The organism is Alteromonas sp. 76-1 (assembly GCF_900654235.1).
GTDB classification, from domain to species: domain Bacteria; phylum Pseudomonadota; class Gammaproteobacteria; order Enterobacterales; family Alteromonadaceae; genus Alteromonas; species Alteromonas naphthalenivorans.
Genome location: NZ_LR136958.1, coordinates 189,421 through 205,853, shown reverse-complemented (window position 1 = coordinate 205,853; position 16,433 = coordinate 189,421). Strand labels below are relative to the sequence as shown.

Genomic DNA, 16,433 nt, shown 5'->3' with positions numbered 1-16,433 from the left:
TAAAAAGAAAGGCCAGTCACTCCATTTATGAGTACTGGCCTTTTTGTTTTATGCGGTGGTGCGATCTACCGCTTTAGGCTCCGCTAATGCTTTTCGCTTTTGAAGCGATTGATAAAAGTTCGCATACGTGGGGCGCATAACATATTTACCATCGCCCGCCTTCGCTAACAACTCACCGTTTTGCCACGCGATATTACCATTACAAATGGTCATCACAGGTACACCGGTAATTTCCATCCCTTCAAAAATATTGGTTTCAATATTCGACATGTGGGTTTCGGCTGAAATCACCTTTGAGCCTTTCGGATCCCATATGACTAAATCGGCATCAGAACCTTCACGTACTGCGCCTTTAGCCGGGTACATATTGAAGATTTTGGCTGCATTGGTAGACGTTACCGCTACAAATTCGTTAGGGGTTATTTTGCCGCCGTTCACGCCTTTTTCCCACAATACCGCTAAGCGCTCTTCTACCCCAGCAGTACCGTTTGGAATTTGCGTGAAGTTATCTTTGCCCATTGCTTTTTGTTCGTTACAAAAAGCGCAATGATCGGTAGCGGTAGTTTGTAACGTGCCTGACTGTAGCGCTTTCCATAGCACGTCTTGGTGCTTTTTAGGCCTAAACGGTGGGCTCATAACGTGGGCCGCTGCCCGCTCCCAACTGACATCTTGATACACGCTATCATCTACCGTTAAATGCCCAGCCAACACTTCACCATAAACGTGGTGCCCGCGCTGCTGTGCATAACGAATAGCATCAACCGACTCTTCCACCGAGCAATGCACTAAATACAAAGGCGCACCTAGGGTTTCAGCAATACTAATGGCACGGTAAGCCGCCTCGCCTTCAACCATAGGCGGGCGAGATAACGGATGCGCTTCAGGCCCTGTAATACCTTTATCCATCATCTGTTGTTGTAAGTGATACACCAATTCACCGTTTTCAGCATGCACGGTGGCAATAGCGCCTAATTCCATACAACGGGTAAAGCTAGACACCAAAATATCATCGGTGGCCATGATGGCATTTTTGTACGCCATGAAATGTTTAAAGCTATTAATGCCGTATTCGGTAGCCAGAGTTTCCATGTCTTTATGCACGCTGTCATCCCACCAAGTTATGGCTACGTGGAAGGTGTAGTTAGACATGGATTTTTCAGACCAGTCTCGCCACTGTTGATAGGCTTCCATCAATGGCTGTCCTGGGCTTGGGATAACAAAATCAATAATAGTCGTGGTGCCACCTGCTAGGGCGGCAGCTGTGCCAGAGGCAAAATCATCGGCGGCTACCGTGCCCATAAATGGCAGTTGCATATGTGTGTGCGGGTCGATGCCGCCGGGCATGATTAGCTTTTCAGCGACATCGACTATTTCTACATCTGATTCATTTACAGCAAGATCTTCGCCGATTTTAGTAATTTTTCCGTCTTCGCAAAGTACATCGGCTTTGTAAGTCATTTCGTGGGTAACTACGGTACCACCGCGTAATAATATGGCCATTTTCGTGTCCTGTTTCGCGTAAAATTAAGAGGCTTTTGCTAGCTCACCAACGTTTGTGTTGACGGTGTTAACTAGCTTGCCCGCAGCAAAGTAATAAATGATGGCGCCAGAAATAGAACCGGTAAACCATCCATAGTTATAAAACCATGTGAATACATCTGCAGTAATGGCTAACAATGTGATGCCAACTGGAATTAAGAAAGCGACAAAACCAGCCCAATTCACTTTCGGGTAAGCGGCACTACTGGTGTACAGTGCGGCTACATCTAGCTCTTGTTTTCTAATCAGGAAGTAATCAACAATCATTATGCCCGCAATAGGCCCCAGTAAACTTGAATAGCCAAGCAGCCAATTTGAGTACAGGCTTTCTACACTAACGTCAGACTCTATAATGCCGGCCTTCTTTAATAGCTCCCAACTCATCAATAACACACCTACTAAGCCAGTTAATAAAACGCCGCGGGTATGGTTAATATATTTTGGTGCTATGTTTTGAAAATCGTTGGTGGGCGATACTACGTTAGCGGCGGTGTTAGTAGATAAGGTAGCCACAATAATAAGTAGCATGGCGATTGCCACAAAAAACGGGCTATCGATATGACCAATAAGCGTTACCGGGTCGGATACAGTTTCACCAACCAAGGTCACTGACGCAGAGGTCAGTAATACCCCTAAGGCAGCAAACATAAACATGGTGAGGGGTAAGCCTATGATTTGCCCCGTTACTTGGGCTTTTTGGCTTTTAGCATAACGACTGAAATCAGGAATATTTAACGACAGTGTTGCCCAAAAACCTACCATGGCGGTAAGTCCGGCGAAGAAATAACTGAAAAAGCCTGCATCTTCAGGGCGACTTGCGGGTGTGGCTAAAACCTCGGTAACCGATACTTTATCACTCGCCCACCAAATAAGCCCTGCACCTACAATAAGGAGCAACGGGGCAGCTAGGGTTTCTAACCATTTAATTGACTCTGACCCTTTAATTACGATAAAGACATTTAACGCACCAAAAGCAAAAAAGCCAATGACCTCCCCCATACCACCAAGCTGAGCCCAGCCGTCTGATACCGACGATAGAAACAAATGGATGGCAAGGCCGCCGAACATGGTTTGAATACCAAACCACCCGCAAGCTACAAAACCCCGAATTAAACAGGGAATGTTAGAGCCCACCACACCAAAGGATGAACGCAGCACAACCGGAAAGGGAATACCAAACTTAGTCCCTGGAAATGCATTTAACGTAAGAGGAATAAGCACCACTATGTTCGCTAACAAAATAGTAAATAAGGCTTCCATTACCGACAAACCAAAGTAAGTGGTTAATACACCGCCCAAGGTATAGGTAGGCACACAAACTGCCATTCCTACCCAGAGTGCGGCAATATTGCCTGTCCCCCAAGTACGCTCCGATAATTTAGTCGGTGCTAAATCTTCGTTGAAATAATCACTCTCGGTTACCGATTTACTGAGTGTAATTTCATTAATTTCTGCACTCATACGCTTGCACCCTCGCCTTCACTGACAGGTGCACCTGCCGCTTCAGCAATACGCTTGCTAGCAGTTAGCATGGTATGAAGCAACACGTTTGCGCCATCTTCACACTGTTCAGGGCTAGAATATTCAATTTCGTTGTGACTAATGCCATTTTCACATGGGGTAAAAATCATGCCCGCAGGTACTAGGTCGGCCATGTAACAGGCATCGTGGCCTGCGCCCGCGTAGATATCCATGTGTGAATATCCTAAGTTTTCAGTGGCAGCTTTCACATCATCCGAGGCATTAAATTCTACCGGCGCAAAGTACCAGAAGTTATCCACGGCTATCTTTAAATTACGCTCTTTGGCAACCGAGTCGCAGTAGGCCACGAACTCTTCATGCATGGTAGCCAACACGTCGGGGTTAGGATTACGCAAATCGGCGCTGAATTTCACGTTCCCAGGAATAGTATTACGTGAATTTGGATAAACCTGCATAAAACCTACGGTGCCTAGGCCGTTGTCATAACGGTTAGCTAGCGATTCGATTTCCGCTACAATTTTGCCTGTGGCGACCATGGCATCTTTGCGTAGATGCATTGGCGTGGTGCCTGAATGAGACTCTTGGCCTTGTATTTCTACGTTGTACCAACGAATCCCTTGGCCTAAACGTACTACACCAATACGCTTTTCTTCATCTTCTAATATTGGGCCTTGCTCAATATGGGCTTCAAAAAAGGCGCCTATGTTACGGCTACCAAGTTCTTCTTCACCCAAGTAGCCTATGCGAGCTAACTCGTCGCCTAAGCGTAAGCCGTTCACATCGGTTTTATCTAGCTCTTCTTGTAAATCAAAACGGCCTACATATACGCCAGAACCTTGCATGGCAGGCTGAAAGCGTGAGCCTTCTTCGTTGGTCCACACGCTAACTTCAATGGGGGTTGGGGTAGTAATATTATTTTCATGTAGGGTGCGAAGTACTTCAACACCTGACAATACACCGAATACGCCGTCGAACTTTCCGCCGGTAGGTTGAGTATCTAAGTGGCTACCAGTGGCAACAGAAGGTAATTCGTTATTAATACCTGGGCGTTTAGCGAATATATTCCCGAATTTATCTACTTTAATTTCACATCCAGTGGCTTCGCACCATGCGCAAAACAAGTCTCTAGCTTGCTTGTCTAGATCAGTGCCGGCCAAGCGGTTACATCCGCCTTTTTCAGTGCCGCCAATTTCGCCCATTTCCATCAGGCTGTCCCATAATCTTTGACCGTTAATTCTAAGCTTATCCATTGTTTTGTCCTCGCAGGTGGAAGGTTATTCCTATTAACACTTTGCCCCAAGTTAGCTCAACGAACGTACTATAAGAGTGCAATCTCGATAATTTTATTTACCAAACGGTAAATAAAATTTTTCTCTGATTTAATGCTGATTGTTCACTCATTATTATGTATCGCTACTATTGCTGAGACGCCTAAAGCAAAGGGCGTGATTATTCTTTTGTCTAGTGCGCTGTTCTATTTTTAGGCGCTTAATTAATGCCGGTAACACGATAAAAATTGACCGAATGGTAAATTCTTATATTTTGGACTTTCAACATTTATGCCAGCGGCTTTGCCAGAGACCGTTGCACCGGTTTTTAGTGGCCAACGAAGTTCGCTTATTTGCGAACTTCATCGGTTTACACGTTAACTTTTTAAACGCTAGCTTTATGATTAATTGCTTGGGAAAGAAAATTGACTGCCTTCACGCAAATTAGTTGAAGGCCAGCGTTGTGTAATGGCTTTTCTGCGCGTGTAGAAACGTACAGAGTCAGGCCCGTAAGCATGTAAATCGCCAAACAATGAGCGCTTCCAACCACCAAAGCTGTGGTAAGACACAGGCACGGGTAACGGTACGTTCACACCCACCATGCCCACTTGAACCTGATCGATAAAGAAACGTGCAGCTTCACCGTCACGGGTGAAAATACAGGTACCATTGCCGTATTCGTGCTCGTTAATTAGCTCAAGTGCGGTTTGCATATCAGGTACACGTAGCATCACAAGTACAGGGCCAAAAATTTCTTTTTGGTAAATTTCCATGTGAGGTTTTACCTTGTCGAACAAGGTAGCTCCTAAGAAATAGCCTTCTTCAAAACCCTCTACACTAAGCTTTCTACCATCGCTAACTAAATCAGCTTCTTGGCTAACACCGGAGTCGATGAACCCACTGACGGTATCGAAATGTTGAGCGCTGATTAACGGCCCCATGTCATTGCTGTTGTCGTTACCCGCACCCACTTTTAAGGTTTCGATTTGTGCAGACAAACGGTCACGCAGGGTATCACCCATTTCATCACCCACCGCTAGTACAACCGATAACGCCATACAGCGTTCGCCGCATGAGCCAAACGCAGCGCCCATTAGCGCATTAACAACGTTATCAACATCGGCATCTGGCATAACAATGGCGTGGTTTTTCGCACCACCTAAGGCTTGGCAGCGCTTACCGTTAGCACTGGCTTTTTGATAAATAGCTTCGGCAACAGGGGTTGAACCTACAAAACTTACCGCTTGAATCGTTGGGTCTTCAAGCAGTTGATCTACAGCAGCTTTGTCGCCGTTTACTACATTTAGCACACCCGGCGGCAAGCCTGCTTCAGCCGCAAGAGCCGCAATGTATAACGCGCTGGAAGGGTCTTTTTCAGATGGCTTTAACACAAAGGTGTTGCCACACATGATAGCGCTTGGCCACATCCATAAAGGCACCATGGCCGGAAAGTTAAACGGCGTAATACCTGTCACTACACCTAGCGGCTGGAATTCACTCCATGCGTCAATGCCCGGGCCCACGTCTTTGCTGTGCTCACCTTTAAGCAATTGGGGCATGCCACAGGCGAACTCAACGTTTTCAATACCGCGCTGCAACTCACCTTTTGCATCGTGTAGCACTTTGCCGTGTTCTTCACTAATCAGTTCACAAATTTTGTCGCTGTGTTGCTCTAGCAATACTTTTAAGCGAAACATAACCTGTGCACGCTTTGCTGGTGGCGTGGCACGCCATGCTGGATAAGCCGTTTTTGCTGAATCTATCGCCTTTTGCACTAATGCCGACGAAGCCATTTCGACTTGTCCGCACACCGCGCCAGTAGAAGGGTTGTGAATATCAATCAAATTTCCATCTTGCGGCGCTACGTGTTCGCCATGAATGAAGTGTCCTACCAATGAAGTCATATCTGTATCTCTTTTTTGCGTAAATGGACCAAGACGGTAAAGGGCTACTTGCCCATTAAGGTGTCTTGCATCGCGTTAATTAAGGTGTCGATTTCCGCTTTTTCGGTGGTAAACGGAAGGCCTAACTGAATAGTGTCGCCGCCGTAGCGTACGTAAAATCCTTTCTTCCACATGGCGTCAGCAATTTCATACGGGCGCCTTGCCGGTTCGCCTGGGTAGCTTTCAATGCTAAAGCCTGCAGCAAATCCGAAGTTTCGAATATCACTCACGAATGGCATGCCTTTTAAGCTATGCACGGCCTCTTCAAAATAGGGGCTAAGTTCGGCAACCCGGCTAACAAGCTTTTCTTGTTCTAGAATATCAAGCGCCGCCATGGCTGCAGCGCAAGCAACAGGGTGGCCTGAATAGGTGTAACCGTGTGGTAATTCAATGTTGTAGTCGGCACCGCCTGCGTTAACTACGGTGTCGTAGATAAATTCGCGAGCCAATACCGCCCCCATAGGAACAGCGCCATTGGTGATCTGCTTGGCCACGTTAATCATATCGGGTACTACATCAAATGCATCGGCGCCAAATAAGCTACCTGTGCGGCCAAAGCCAGTAATCACTTCATCGAAAATAAGTAAAATATCGTGCTGGTTACACAGTTCACGTAAGCGGCGTAAATAGGCTTTTGGTGGAACGATAACCCCAGCAGAACCACTCATTGGCTCAACAATCACCGCCGCAATATTCGACGCATCATGTAATGCCACCATTTCGATAAGCTCATCAGCAAGCTCTTCACCATAGCTTGGTGCGCCTTTGCAGAATTGATTATTCGGCAGCAAGGTATGTGAAAGGTGATCAGACTCCATCGCTGGCCCCCACATTTTTCGGTTTGCGCCAATGCCGCCAAAGCTAATGCCGCCCCAGCTTGCACCGTGATAGCCTTTCGCGCGGCCAATAATACGGGTTTTGGTAGGCTGACCTTGCTGGCGCCAATAGGCACGAGCAATCTTGGTCGATGTATCAGCCGCCTCAGAACCTGAGTTAGTGAAAAACACTTTATTGATATCAGCCGGCGCCATGTTAGCTAGCCGGTCAGCGAGTTCAAACGCCAAATTATGGCCATACTGAAAGGCGGGCGCATAATCTAGCGTTGTTAACTGTTTCGCGACTGCTTCGGCAATTTCAGGGCGGTTATGCCCTGCGCCGCATGTCCATAACCCAGATAATCCATCAAAGATTTTGCGACCATTGTCATCAATGAGGTAATTGCCTTGTGCACCGGTAATCATTTTAGGCGATGCTTTAAACTGGCGATTTGCAGTGTAAGGCATCCACAACGCGTCCATTTGCGGTTGTGATAGCTTGGAAGCCCACTGGGTCATAATTGTTTTCCTATGATATTTGTTCACTTGGTCTACTTTACCCAGCCTCATAAGTTCGATAAATTATAAATATTCAAATCTTACTTTCATAAATATGAAACTATGCGCGCAATTCTTGGAAACCTATCAGATACAGACATTCGCTTATTGAGAGTATTCATAGTGGTGGCGCAGGCTGGCGGCCTTTCTGCTGCCGAGCTTGAACTCAATATTGGGCGCTCTACCATTAGCCGACATTTAAAAGATTTAGAAACCCGATTGGGTATGGTGCTTTGTCATCGAGGCCGTGGGGGCTTTTCGCTTACCGAAGAAGGGAAGCGAATTTATGAATCGACTCAACGCTTACTGTTATCCTTGCAAGACTTTAGAAACGAAGTTAATGACATGCACCGGCATTTGCAGGGCAATGTGGTGGTAGCCATGTTCGATAAAACTGTGTCGAACGATGCGTGCAAGGTGAATGAAGCCATTTACACCTATCAGCAACAGGCGCCTAATGTGAATGTGGAAATTCATGTGGTGCCGGTTAATACCATTGAGCAAGGCATATTGGATGGGCGCTATCATATTGGTATTATTCCTACCCATCGTTCGTCTTCAAGCCTAAATTACTTACCCTTGTTTGGTGAGCAAATGCATCTTTACTGCGGAAGAAAACACCCTTTCTACATTGAGCTTGGCGACATTCCTCGAGAAGAAATATGCGAAGCTAAGTATGCGGGGCTAAGCTTTCACAGCCCAAATATGGATAAAAGTATGTCGCTAGGGCTCAATAAAATGGCGGTAGCGAACGATCAGGAGGGCATTGCCACGCTGATTTCTTCGGGCTGTTATTTAGGCTTCTTGCCTGATCATTATGCGGAATCTTTCGTAAAAAAGGGCCAGATGCGTTCTATCGAACCTAATAATTTCGCCTATCATTGTGAATTCGCGGCCATCTATCGTAAGTCACCTAAGCCCACCCGTTTGGTTGAGCTATTTTTAGAAGCCCTTGCTAAGGAGCATGGGAAGGAAGAACCAATGGCTATTTAGCATAGCTATTACACTGACTTTATGACATTCAAGCGTTGTGCTTTCAAGGCTTTGGTAAGCAGTAAAGAGAACGAACAATAAGAACAAGTGGCAAATTTATACAACGCCACATGGAAGCGGTAACAGGAAATAAAAATGACAAAACCTACAAAGACCCAGGCCAATCGTGCAAAAACAGAGGCCGGAATTCTACGCGCCGCAGAAGAGGTATTTGCACAAAAAGGGTTTGCTGGCTCTTCAATGGATGCCGTGGCGCAACAAGCTGGTATCTCTAAACAGCTCATTTTGTATTACTTTCCAGGCAAAGATAAGTTGTACCAAGCCGTACTAGAAAACATGATTGATTTATGGCTTGAGAAAATGCAGTTCAACGACGATCCAGAGGCTTCACCAGCCAGTACCATTCGTCAGTACATTCAGCAGAAAATAGAGTTATCTCGTGATTATCCCAATGGGTCAAAAGTATTCGCCCATGAAATCATTAACGGCGCACCGGTACTGAAAACCTATTTGATAGAAAATTTAAAGCCAGCATTTGAACGAGACGTAAAAATTATTGAGCGCTGGATAGCCGCTGGCCATATTCGCCCTGTCGATCCTAAGCATCTGTTTTTTACCATATGGGCGGCCACGCAAACCTATGCCGACTTCTCAACGCAAATTCAATTACTGTTAGGCAAGCCGTCCTTAGAACAAGATGATTTTAACGAGGCCACTGAATTTTTATGCAATTTCGTTTTAAGTGCCCTAGATGCACAACACTAGTGCATAAAAATTAATTTATCCTTCTTTTTCTGGCGCGCTTCATCGAAAAGGCGCGCCTTTTACTTTCTACTCCCCTTATTCTACCACCAGCCATAAATCAAATTAAGTCATTGTTACCTATAAGATTTATTAAAATTTAGTAAAGTATTAAAACCTACCCAACACCCTACTAGCGCACCCAACTTGCTCTATTTTGAGACACACTTCGCACCAAAAAAACCTGCAAATATTTTCTTTACCATTTGGTAAAAACCATGGTAAAGATTAAAAAAGCAACAGCCTAAATTGAATATTTAGTGCATTAACCTTACTTGCAGGAGACGCCATTATGCTATCGCGCCAACACGCCATTGCCCTTGAACATGCTACAGGTGCACAGCTAGATGCACTTTGCGAACAAGCTGCAGGCGTTCGCGATACGCACTGGCCTAATACCCTCACGTACTCACGAAAGATATTTATTCCACTGACTAACATGTGTAGGGATACCTGTGGGTATTGCACGTTTGTAAAACATCCAGATTCGGGGCAAGCCAATATCTTGAACCCAAGTCAGGTGTTAGCTTCCGTGCTAAAAGGTCAGGCGCAAGGGTGTAAAGAAGCCTTGTTTAGCTTGGGTGAAAAACCCGAGAAGCGTTATCGCTACGCGAAAGATTGGTTGGCCACATTGGGCCATACCAGCATGGTGGATTACCTTACCGAAGTATGTGAAATGGTGCTGGATAAAAGCTTGATGATCCCTCATGTGAATGCGGGAACGTTAACCTTTAACGAGCTAAAACAGTTGAAAAACGTAAGCGGCAGCATGGGTATGATGCTCGAATGCACCAGCGACCGTTTGATGAAAAAGGGCCAACCCCACTATGCCTGTCCAGACAAAGTGCCAGGTATTCGCTTAAAAACGTTGGAAGACGCAGGAAAGCTAGATATTCCCTTCACCACCGGCATTCTTATTGGCATCGGTGAAACGTGGGAAGAACGTGTTGATAGCTTAATGGCGATTAACACCCTGTACCAAGAATATGGCCATATTCAAGAAGTCATTGTTCAAAATTTTCGCGCAAAAGCCGGTACAGCCATGGCAAATGCACCAGAGCCTACCCTAGATGATATGCGCCGCACATTGGCCATGGCACGGTTAATATTAGACCCAGCTATTTCACTGCAAGCGCCGCCTAACCTAGCCCAAGAATACCCTCATTACATAGCCGCAGGCATTAACGATTGGGGCGGCATTTCACCGTTAACCAAAGATTTTATTAACCCTGAACGTAGCTGGCCGCAAATTACAGAATTAGCCACTGCATGCGAGCAACAAGGCTATGCATTACAAGAGCGTTTAACGGTATATCCAAAGTATCTACAAGCTGGCGAACGTTACGTTACCAAAGCGCTGCATCAAGCTATGCCAGCTTGGCGCAACGACGGCCTTGCCGTAGAGCAATGTATTGATAACACCACTTTTCAAGGAGTTGCTCATGGGTAACATACTGCAAAATATCACCTCGGTTTCACCTTGCGAACTAACCCCAGCGGGCGACTTCACCTTACCGTACAGCGATACGCCTATTCAAAGTAAGCTAAGCCAACTTCGCCCTGCTATTGCACATATTTTACAGCGGGCTTTAGAAGGCAAAATGCTTAACCATGAAGAAGCAGAAGCCTTGTTTTACTGCCAAGGGCCAGAAACAGATGCCCTGTTGCATACCGCTGACATTGTGCGTGAACTGCGCACCGGCAATGATGCATCCTTTGTAATAACCCGCAATATTAACTTTACCAACGTGTGCCATATGGGCTGTCAGTTTTGTAATTTTGGGGTGAATAAAAACGCTGGCGATGCAGAGTTTTTAGCCCCTCATCAAGTGGCGGCAAGAGCCAAAGAAGCTCACGCTCGCGGCGCAACAGAAATTTGTGTTCAAGGTGGTTTGCACCCTGACTTACCTGCCAGTTTTTACGGCGATTTACTTGATACGGTGTCATCGACCGTACCCGATATTCATATTCATGCCTATTCGCCCTTTGAAATTTGGTATGGCGCAATGAAAGGCCGCAAGAGCTACACAGAATTATTAACCGACTTAAAACAACGTGGCTTGGCTTCTATGCCAGGTACGGCTGCTGAAATTCTAGATACCGAAGTAAGACGCAAGTTAACCAAAAACAAACTTAGCACCGAAAACTGGCTTAAAATCATCGAAACTGCGCATAACGTTGGATTACCAACCACATCCACCATTATGTATGGACATATAGATGGGCCATCGCACTGGGCCGCTCATCTTATTTTATTGCGTGACATGCAAGCGCGTACTGGCGGCTTTACCGAATTTGTTCCGTTAGGCTTTATACATAACGACAGCCCCCTTTATAAAAATAACCCAAGCGAAGTAAGAACCGGCCCAACTGCCGATGAGCATTTCAAAATGCACGCCATTGCGCGATTAGTGTTACAAGGCTATATCGATAACATTCAAGCCTCATGGGTAAAAATGGGCCCAGATATGGCGTCGAAAGTGCTTCGTGCCGGCGCTAACGACTTAGGCGGTACGCTAATGAACGAGAGTATTTCTCGTGCAGCAGGGGCTAGCCATGGCCAGGAAATTGTTCCTAGGGATATGGTGAACTTTATTCAGCGTGCGGGGCTAAACGCTCATCAGCGCAATACCTTGTACAACGTAGTTACCCCGTACGGCCGTGACAAAAAGCCAGCTCACCAAGAGGCGCTTGTGGGTTCAGAAGTTGCCAAGCCAATATCTAAAACTGCCAAGCCAGCCTTTAGTTCATTTAACGCAGCATCTCACATTCCGGTGAAGGTAAGCGCATGAAGAAAATAGTGTTATTCGCAGGCGGCGTAGGCGGTGCAAAAGCCGCAAAGGGCCTGTATCAATCGGCCTATAAAGATAAGCTAACCATTATTGGCAATGTGGGTGATGACGACGAATTTCATAATTTATGGGTGTCGCCTGACCTAGACACGCTCACCTATACGTTGGCGAACGAAGTAAATCCAGTCACTGGCTGGGGCCTTAAAAACGACAGCTGCCGCATATTGTCGCGGCTTGCTCAGTTTGGCTCAAGCACGTGGATGCACTTGGGCGACATGGATATTGCCACCCATATTTTCAGAAGTGCTAAGCGGGCAGAAGGTACTAGCATGACGGCCATCACGCGCCAAATCACTACCCGATTAGGTATTACCGTACCTTTGTTACCTGCTACCGACGATACCGTGCAAACTCGGCTTATGACCGAAAACGGCTGGGTAGATTTTCAAACCTATTTTGTACACCAACGCTGCGAAGCTAACGTTACAAAAATTGCGTACGAAGGGGCAAATCTTGCTTCTGCTACCCCTGAAGTTTTAGCAGCAATTGGCGCGGCTGACATTATCGTTTTTGCCCCTAGTAACCCATTACTTAGTATTGCCCCCATGCTAGCCATACCGCAAGTTCGCGATGCACTAGCAGCAAGTGAAGCCACTAAAATTGCGGTTTCGCCGCTTATAGGTGGCAAAGCCATAAAAGGCCCTGCTGAAAAGCTACTACAGCAAATGCGTTATACGCCGGGCAACAAAGGCATTGCTGAATTCTACCAAGGTTTGTGCGATGTATTAGTGATTGATAGCCAGGACGAAGGCGATAAAGACATTATCGAGAGCTTTGGTTTACATGCGCATTGCACGTCAACCCTAATGAAGTCAGATCAAGACAAAGTCACCCTGATGGAAGAGGTTATTTCGGCGGCCACCGCTTATCAACCGGAGGTGCCTTGTGCATAAACTATGTGTTGTTATTCCAATGAAAGACCCGGCGTTTAGTAAGCAGCGCTTGTCACCGCATTTACCTGCCAGTGTGCGTAAAGCCTTAGCAATCAAGCTGTTTAAGAAAACCATCATGTCATTAAACGGAGCCTTTCCTCAATGGCAGAAACTGGTGGTAACGCCATCGCTTTATATTGCCGACTTAGCCACCAGCTTAGGCTGCAAAGTGATATTCGAAGCCAAAGGTAGCAACTTAAACACGGCATTAACTCAAGCCACCGAATGGAGCATGACGCAAGGCTTTAGCCACCAGCTTATATTGCCTGCAGATATTGCTCGGCTAGAAGAAAAAGAGCTGAATTCTATTGCGGCTCTAGCCTCAGGAGACACCTCGGTAGTTATTGGCAGTGCCTATGATGGCGGCACGAATGCCCTATGCACTACGCCCCCTAACGCGATTGGTTTTGCATTTGGCAAATCATCGTCTTATGAACATCACCAGGCAGCCTTAGAAAAAGGCTTAAAGTGCGTGACAGTTCAGCCTAAATACTTGAGTCAAGACATCGACCATCCAGACGATCTTCGTCACGTGAATGACGTTGTCGACTCTTTGATTGCTTAGGGTAGAAAGTATGCGAGCACTTACCATCAACACGATTGAAGGCTTACCGGACATCCGCGAAGGCGACAATCTTGTGGGCTTGATAATTGATAAGCTTACCGCACAGCGACAGGTTTTATGTGAAGGCGATGTATTGGTTATTGCCCAGAAAATCATATCGAAAGCCGAAGGCGCGGTTTGCCATATTGACGATATTACCCCAACGCAAGAAGCCATAGACGTAGCTGAAAAGGTAAATAAAGACCCTCGCAAAGTTACGGTTATTTTGTCGGAATCTACCCGCTTGGTAAAAGTGCATAAACACCCTGGCGCTAACGAAGGCATTATTCTTACCGAGCACAGATTAGGCCATATAAGTGCCAATGCCGCAGTGGATGAATCGAATACTGATAACCCAGGCGAGTTAATTTTACTCCCCAAAGATCCCGACGCTAGTGCGCGAGAAATTGCTGAAAGTCTATGCAAATACTATGGCGCACCAGCCCACAGTATTGGCGTGGTGATAAGTGATACTTTTGGCCGCCCTTGGCGATTAGGCCAAACCAATGTGGCCATTGGCGTAGCTAATGTGCCCGCCTTAAACCCACTTTATGGTGAATGTGATGCTTGGGGTCGCCCCCTAAAAGTTACAGCGCCTGCCCTTGCCGATGAACTTGCTGCAGCCTCTGGCTTGCTGATGAGTAAACAAGGTAAGTGCCCAGTTATTTTATTCAAAGGGCTTGAATGGGTAAGTAACCCAGACAGTAAAGCCTCAGACCTGTTAAGACCAACCCAAGAGGATTTATTCGCATGAAGATTGCTATTTTAGGCGGCACTGGCCCGCAAGGTTCGGGGCTAGCGAAACGCTTCGCCCTAGCGGGAATAGACGTCGTTATTGGTTCACGAGATGGTGAACGAGCAGCAGAAAAAGCCCAAGCATTACAAGAATCTATTGCAGCGGCAAGTACCGCCACTACGGGCACCATCAGTGGCACAGATACTATTGCAGCCACATCGGCAGCGGATGAATTCGTTATTATTTCAGTACCTTGGGCTGCGCATCACGCGACCTTAGATGCAATCCGCCCATTGCTTCGCGACAAAATCGTTATCGATATTGTTGTACCGCTGGCAGAGAACAACCCCAAAGCGGTTGCCATGCCTCCAGAAGGCTCAGCCACAGAATCTGCCCAAGCATTGTTAGGCGATGATTATGCCGTAGTAGGCGCGCTACATAATGTATCGGCTGTCACCCTTAACAACCTTGAGCAAAGCATTAACTGCGACATTTTAGTGTGCGGTAATCAGCTTGAAGCCAAAAATAAAGTCATAGCATTGCTAGATAACTTAGGTGTTCAAAGTTACAACGCAGGCCTAGCAGAAAGTGCCCGCTGTATTGAAGCCATCACCCCCATTTTGATTCGCTTAAACATATCCAAAGCAGTGCCATTTAGCCATGCAGGTATTCGTATCTGCCCACCCGATCATTAAAACGGCGACGTGAAAAGCAAAGTAAGCTGCTGGCTGCTGGCTGCTGGCTGCTAGGTATTAGCAGCTAAATAAATAGATTAAGTAAAGACACTCATTAAACAAAATATAAAGAAATAGAGGAAGAACTCATGGAATTTGGTATTACGTTTAAAGGCTTTGTTAGCCCAGATCGTGCCCGTAAATTAGTAAAAATGGCCGAAGAAGCCGGTTTCGATTATTGCTGGTTTTACGATTCACACATTCTTTGGCGCGAGTCGTTCGTGGCAATGGCTATGTGTATGGAGCACACCACAAAAATGCGCTTTGGCCCGTGTGTGACTAACCCTAACGTACGTGACTGGTCGGTAGCAGCAAGCTTGTACGCCAGCTTGGCGTTGCAAAGTAATGGTCGTTTTGACATTGGTTTAGGCCGTGGCGATTCTTCCATGCGTGTAATGGGTAAAAAGCCCGCTAACCTAGCTCGATTAACCGAATTCACTCACAAAGTGAAAGCCATGGTACGCGGAGAAGAAGTGATGTACGGCGAATGCGAGAAGCCGGTTAAATTCCCTTGGGCTACAGGCTATGAACTGCCAGTTTGGGTTGGCGCTTATGGCCCGAAAGCCCTAGCAGTAGCCGGTGAACATGGCGATGGTGTTATTCTTCAAATCGGCGACCCAGATTTGGTGCAATGGTTTGGCCAACAGTGCCAAGATGCAGGCAACAAAGTAGAACGCGACATGAGCGACTTCAAAGTTCAAGCTGCTGCACCTGCATACTTTGGTGACATGGAAACCTGTATTGAAAAAACCAAGTGGTTCCCTGCCATGGTAGGTAATCACGTAGCTGATATTGTAGAAAAATACGGTACAGACTCAGGCTTAGTACCAAAAAGCTTAACCGATTATATAGAGCAACGTCGTGGCTACGATTATTCGAAACATGGTCAAAGCGATAACCCTTACCTAGACTTTATTACCGACGACATCGTAAAAAGCTTCTGTGTATTAGGTGAAGCAGAAGATCACATTACCAAAATTCAGGCGCTTAAAAACGCAGGAACCACACAATTTAATATCTATTTAGATAACGGTGATGAAGAAAATATTATCACCCGTTACGGCAAAGAAGTTATCCCTGCTTTCCGCTAAATTTAATGACTAGCCAAGGGCGAGTTTCACGTAAATTATTGTCATTTAATTTGCGCGCAACTCTGCCCTACGCTATCGCGTTTCC

General features: G+C 46.2%; 14 protein-coding genes. 9 read left to right on the top strand and 5 right to left on the bottom strand.

Annotated features, from left to right (window positions below; genetic code table 11):
• Positions 1 to 48: 48 nt before the first annotated feature.
• The 5 genes from hydA to ALT761_RS00790 all read right to left on the bottom strand — a co-directional run bounded on the left by hydA (position 49) and on the right by ALT761_RS00790 (position 7,566).
• Complete coding sequence (gene hydA / locus ALT761_RS00810) at positions 49 to 1,500, bottom strand: dihydropyrimidinase (RefSeq protein WP_129735709.1); 1,452 nt, start codon at positions 1,498 to 1,500, stop codon at positions 49 to 51.
• A 24-nt stretch (positions 1,501 to 1,524) separates the two neighbouring features.
• Positions 1,525 to 3,000: an NCS1 family nucleobase:cation symporter-1 gene (locus ALT761_RS00805; protein ID WP_129735708.1), complete on the bottom strand. Its 1,476-nt coding sequence runs from the start codon at positions 2,998 to 3,000 to the stop codon at positions 1,525 to 1,527.
• Entirely contained in the window at positions 2,997 to 4,271 is a 1,275-nt protein-coding gene (locus tag ALT761_RS00800; RefSeq protein WP_129735707.1) for a Zn-dependent hydrolase, read from the bottom strand. The genes ALT761_RS00805 and ALT761_RS00800 overlap by 4 nt, the downstream gene beginning before the upstream one ends.
• A gap of 422 nt (positions 4,272 to 4,693) precedes the next feature.
• Positions 4,694 to 6,193, bottom strand: a complete 1,500-nt coding sequence (locus ALT761_RS00795; protein ID WP_129735706.1) for a CoA-acylating methylmalonate-semialdehyde dehydrogenase — start codon at positions 6,191 to 6,193, stop codon at positions 4,694 to 4,696.
• A gap of 44 nt (positions 6,194 to 6,237) precedes the next feature.
• On the bottom strand, positions 6,238 to 7,566 hold the full coding sequence (locus ALT761_RS00790) for an aspartate aminotransferase family protein (RefSeq protein WP_129735705.1): 1,329 nt from the start codon (positions 7,564 to 7,566) through the stop codon (positions 6,238 to 6,240).
• Positions 7,567 to 7,668: 102 nt separating this feature from the next.
• Between ALT761_RS00790 and ALT761_RS00785 the strand changes: the two genes are divergently transcribed.
• The 9 genes from ALT761_RS00785 (at position 7,669) to ALT761_RS00745 (ending at position 16,348) form a co-directional block, all read left to right on the top strand.
• Entirely contained in the window at positions 7,669 to 8,598 is a 930-nt protein-coding gene (locus tag ALT761_RS00785) for a LysR family transcriptional regulator (protein ID WP_129735704.1), read from the top strand.
• Between the two features lie 135 nt (positions 8,599 to 8,733).
• Positions 8,734 to 9,363 carry a TetR family transcriptional regulator C-terminal domain-containing protein gene (locus tag ALT761_RS00780; RefSeq protein ID WP_126872678.1) on the top strand — a complete coding sequence of 210 codons (630 nt, stop codon included), beginning with the start codon at positions 8,734 to 8,736 and terminating at the stop codon, positions 9,361 to 9,363.
• 328 nt (positions 9,364 to 9,691) lie between these two features.
• Positions 9,692 to 10,849 (top strand): 7,8-didemethyl-8-hydroxy-5-deazariboflavin synthase CofG, encoded by a 1,158-nt coding sequence (gene cofG, locus ALT761_RS00775; RefSeq protein WP_013786083.1) that lies wholly within the window; start codon positions 9,692 to 9,694, stop codon positions 10,847 to 10,849.
• Positions 10,842 to 12,191, top strand: a complete 1,350-nt coding sequence (gene cofH / locus ALT761_RS00770; protein ID WP_129735703.1) for a 5-amino-6-(D-ribitylamino)uracil--L-tyrosine 4-hydroxyphenyl transferase CofH — start codon at positions 10,842 to 10,844, stop codon at positions 12,189 to 12,191. Before cofG ends, cofH begins: the two co-directional genes overlap by 8 nt.
• A complete protein-coding gene (gene cofD, locus ALT761_RS00765; protein ID WP_129735702.1) occupies positions 12,188 to 13,144 on the top strand; it encodes a 2-phospho-L-lactate transferase in 957 nt (318 codons plus the stop codon). The genes cofH and cofD overlap by 4 nt, the downstream gene beginning before the upstream one ends.
• Positions 13,137 to 13,748, top strand: coding sequence for a 2-phospho-L-lactate guanylyltransferase (gene cofC / locus ALT761_RS00760; RefSeq protein ID WP_129735701.1), 612 nt, complete (start codon positions 13,137 to 13,139; stop codon positions 13,746 to 13,748). The genes cofD and cofC overlap by 8 nt, the downstream gene beginning before the upstream one ends.
• Before the next feature lie 10 nt (positions 13,749 to 13,758).
• Positions 13,759 to 14,541, top strand: coding sequence for a coenzyme F420-0:L-glutamate ligase (gene cofE / locus ALT761_RS00755; RefSeq protein WP_129735700.1), 783 nt, complete (start codon positions 13,759 to 13,761; stop codon positions 14,539 to 14,541).
• A complete protein-coding gene (gene npdG, locus ALT761_RS00750; protein WP_126872683.1) occupies positions 14,538 to 15,218 on the top strand; it encodes an NADPH-dependent F420 reductase in 681 nt (226 codons plus the stop codon). Before cofE ends, npdG begins: the two co-directional genes overlap by 4 nt.
• Before the next feature lie 128 nt (positions 15,219 to 15,346).
• Positions 15,347 to 16,348 (top strand): TIGR03842 family LLM class F420-dependent oxidoreductase, encoded by a 1,002-nt coding sequence (locus ALT761_RS00745; protein WP_013786089.1) that lies wholly within the window; start codon positions 15,347 to 15,349, stop codon positions 16,346 to 16,348.
• Positions 16,349 to 16,433 lie beyond the last annotated feature (85 nt).

Coding starts and splice junctions, on each gene's coding strand:
- hydA (WP_129735709.1), bottom strand. CDS start 1,500: ATGGCCATATTATTACGCGGTGGTACCGTAGTTACCCACGAAATGACT.
- ALT761_RS00805 (WP_129735708.1), bottom strand. CDS start 3,000: ATGAGTGCAGAAATTAATGAAATTACACTCAGTAAATCGGTAACCGAG.
- ALT761_RS00800 (WP_129735707.1), bottom strand. CDS start 4,271: ATGGATAAGCTTAGAATTAACGGTCAAAGATTATGGGACAGCCTGATG.
- ALT761_RS00795 (WP_129735706.1), bottom strand. CDS start 6,193: ATGACTTCATTGGTAGGACACTTCATTCATGGCGAACACGTAGCGCCG.
- ALT761_RS00790 (WP_129735705.1), bottom strand. CDS start 7,566: ATGACCCAGTGGGCTTCCAAGCTATCACAACCGCAAATGGACGCGTTG.
- ALT761_RS00785 (WP_129735704.1), top strand. CDS start 7,669: ATGCGCGCAATTCTTGGAAACCTATCAGATACAGACATTCGCTTATTG.
- ALT761_RS00780 (WP_126872678.1), top strand. CDS start 8,734: ATGACAAAACCTACAAAGACCCAGGCCAATCGTGCAAAAACAGAGGCC.
- cofG (WP_013786083.1), top strand. CDS start 9,692: ATGCTATCGCGCCAACACGCCATTGCCCTTGAACATGCTACAGGTGCA.
- cofH (WP_129735703.1), top strand. CDS start 10,842: ATGGGTAACATACTGCAAAATATCACCTCGGTTTCACCTTGCGAACTA.
- cofD (WP_129735702.1), top strand. CDS start 12,188: ATGAAGAAAATAGTGTTATTCGCAGGCGGCGTAGGCGGTGCAAAAGCC.
- cofE (WP_129735700.1), top strand. CDS start 13,759: ATGCGAGCACTTACCATCAACACGATTGAAGGCTTACCGGACATCCGC.
- npdG (WP_126872683.1), top strand. CDS start 14,538: ATGAAGATTGCTATTTTAGGCGGCACTGGCCCGCAAGGTTCGGGGCTA.
- ALT761_RS00745 (WP_013786089.1), top strand. CDS start 15,347: ATGGAATTTGGTATTACGTTTAAAGGCTTTGTTAGCCCAGATCGTGCC.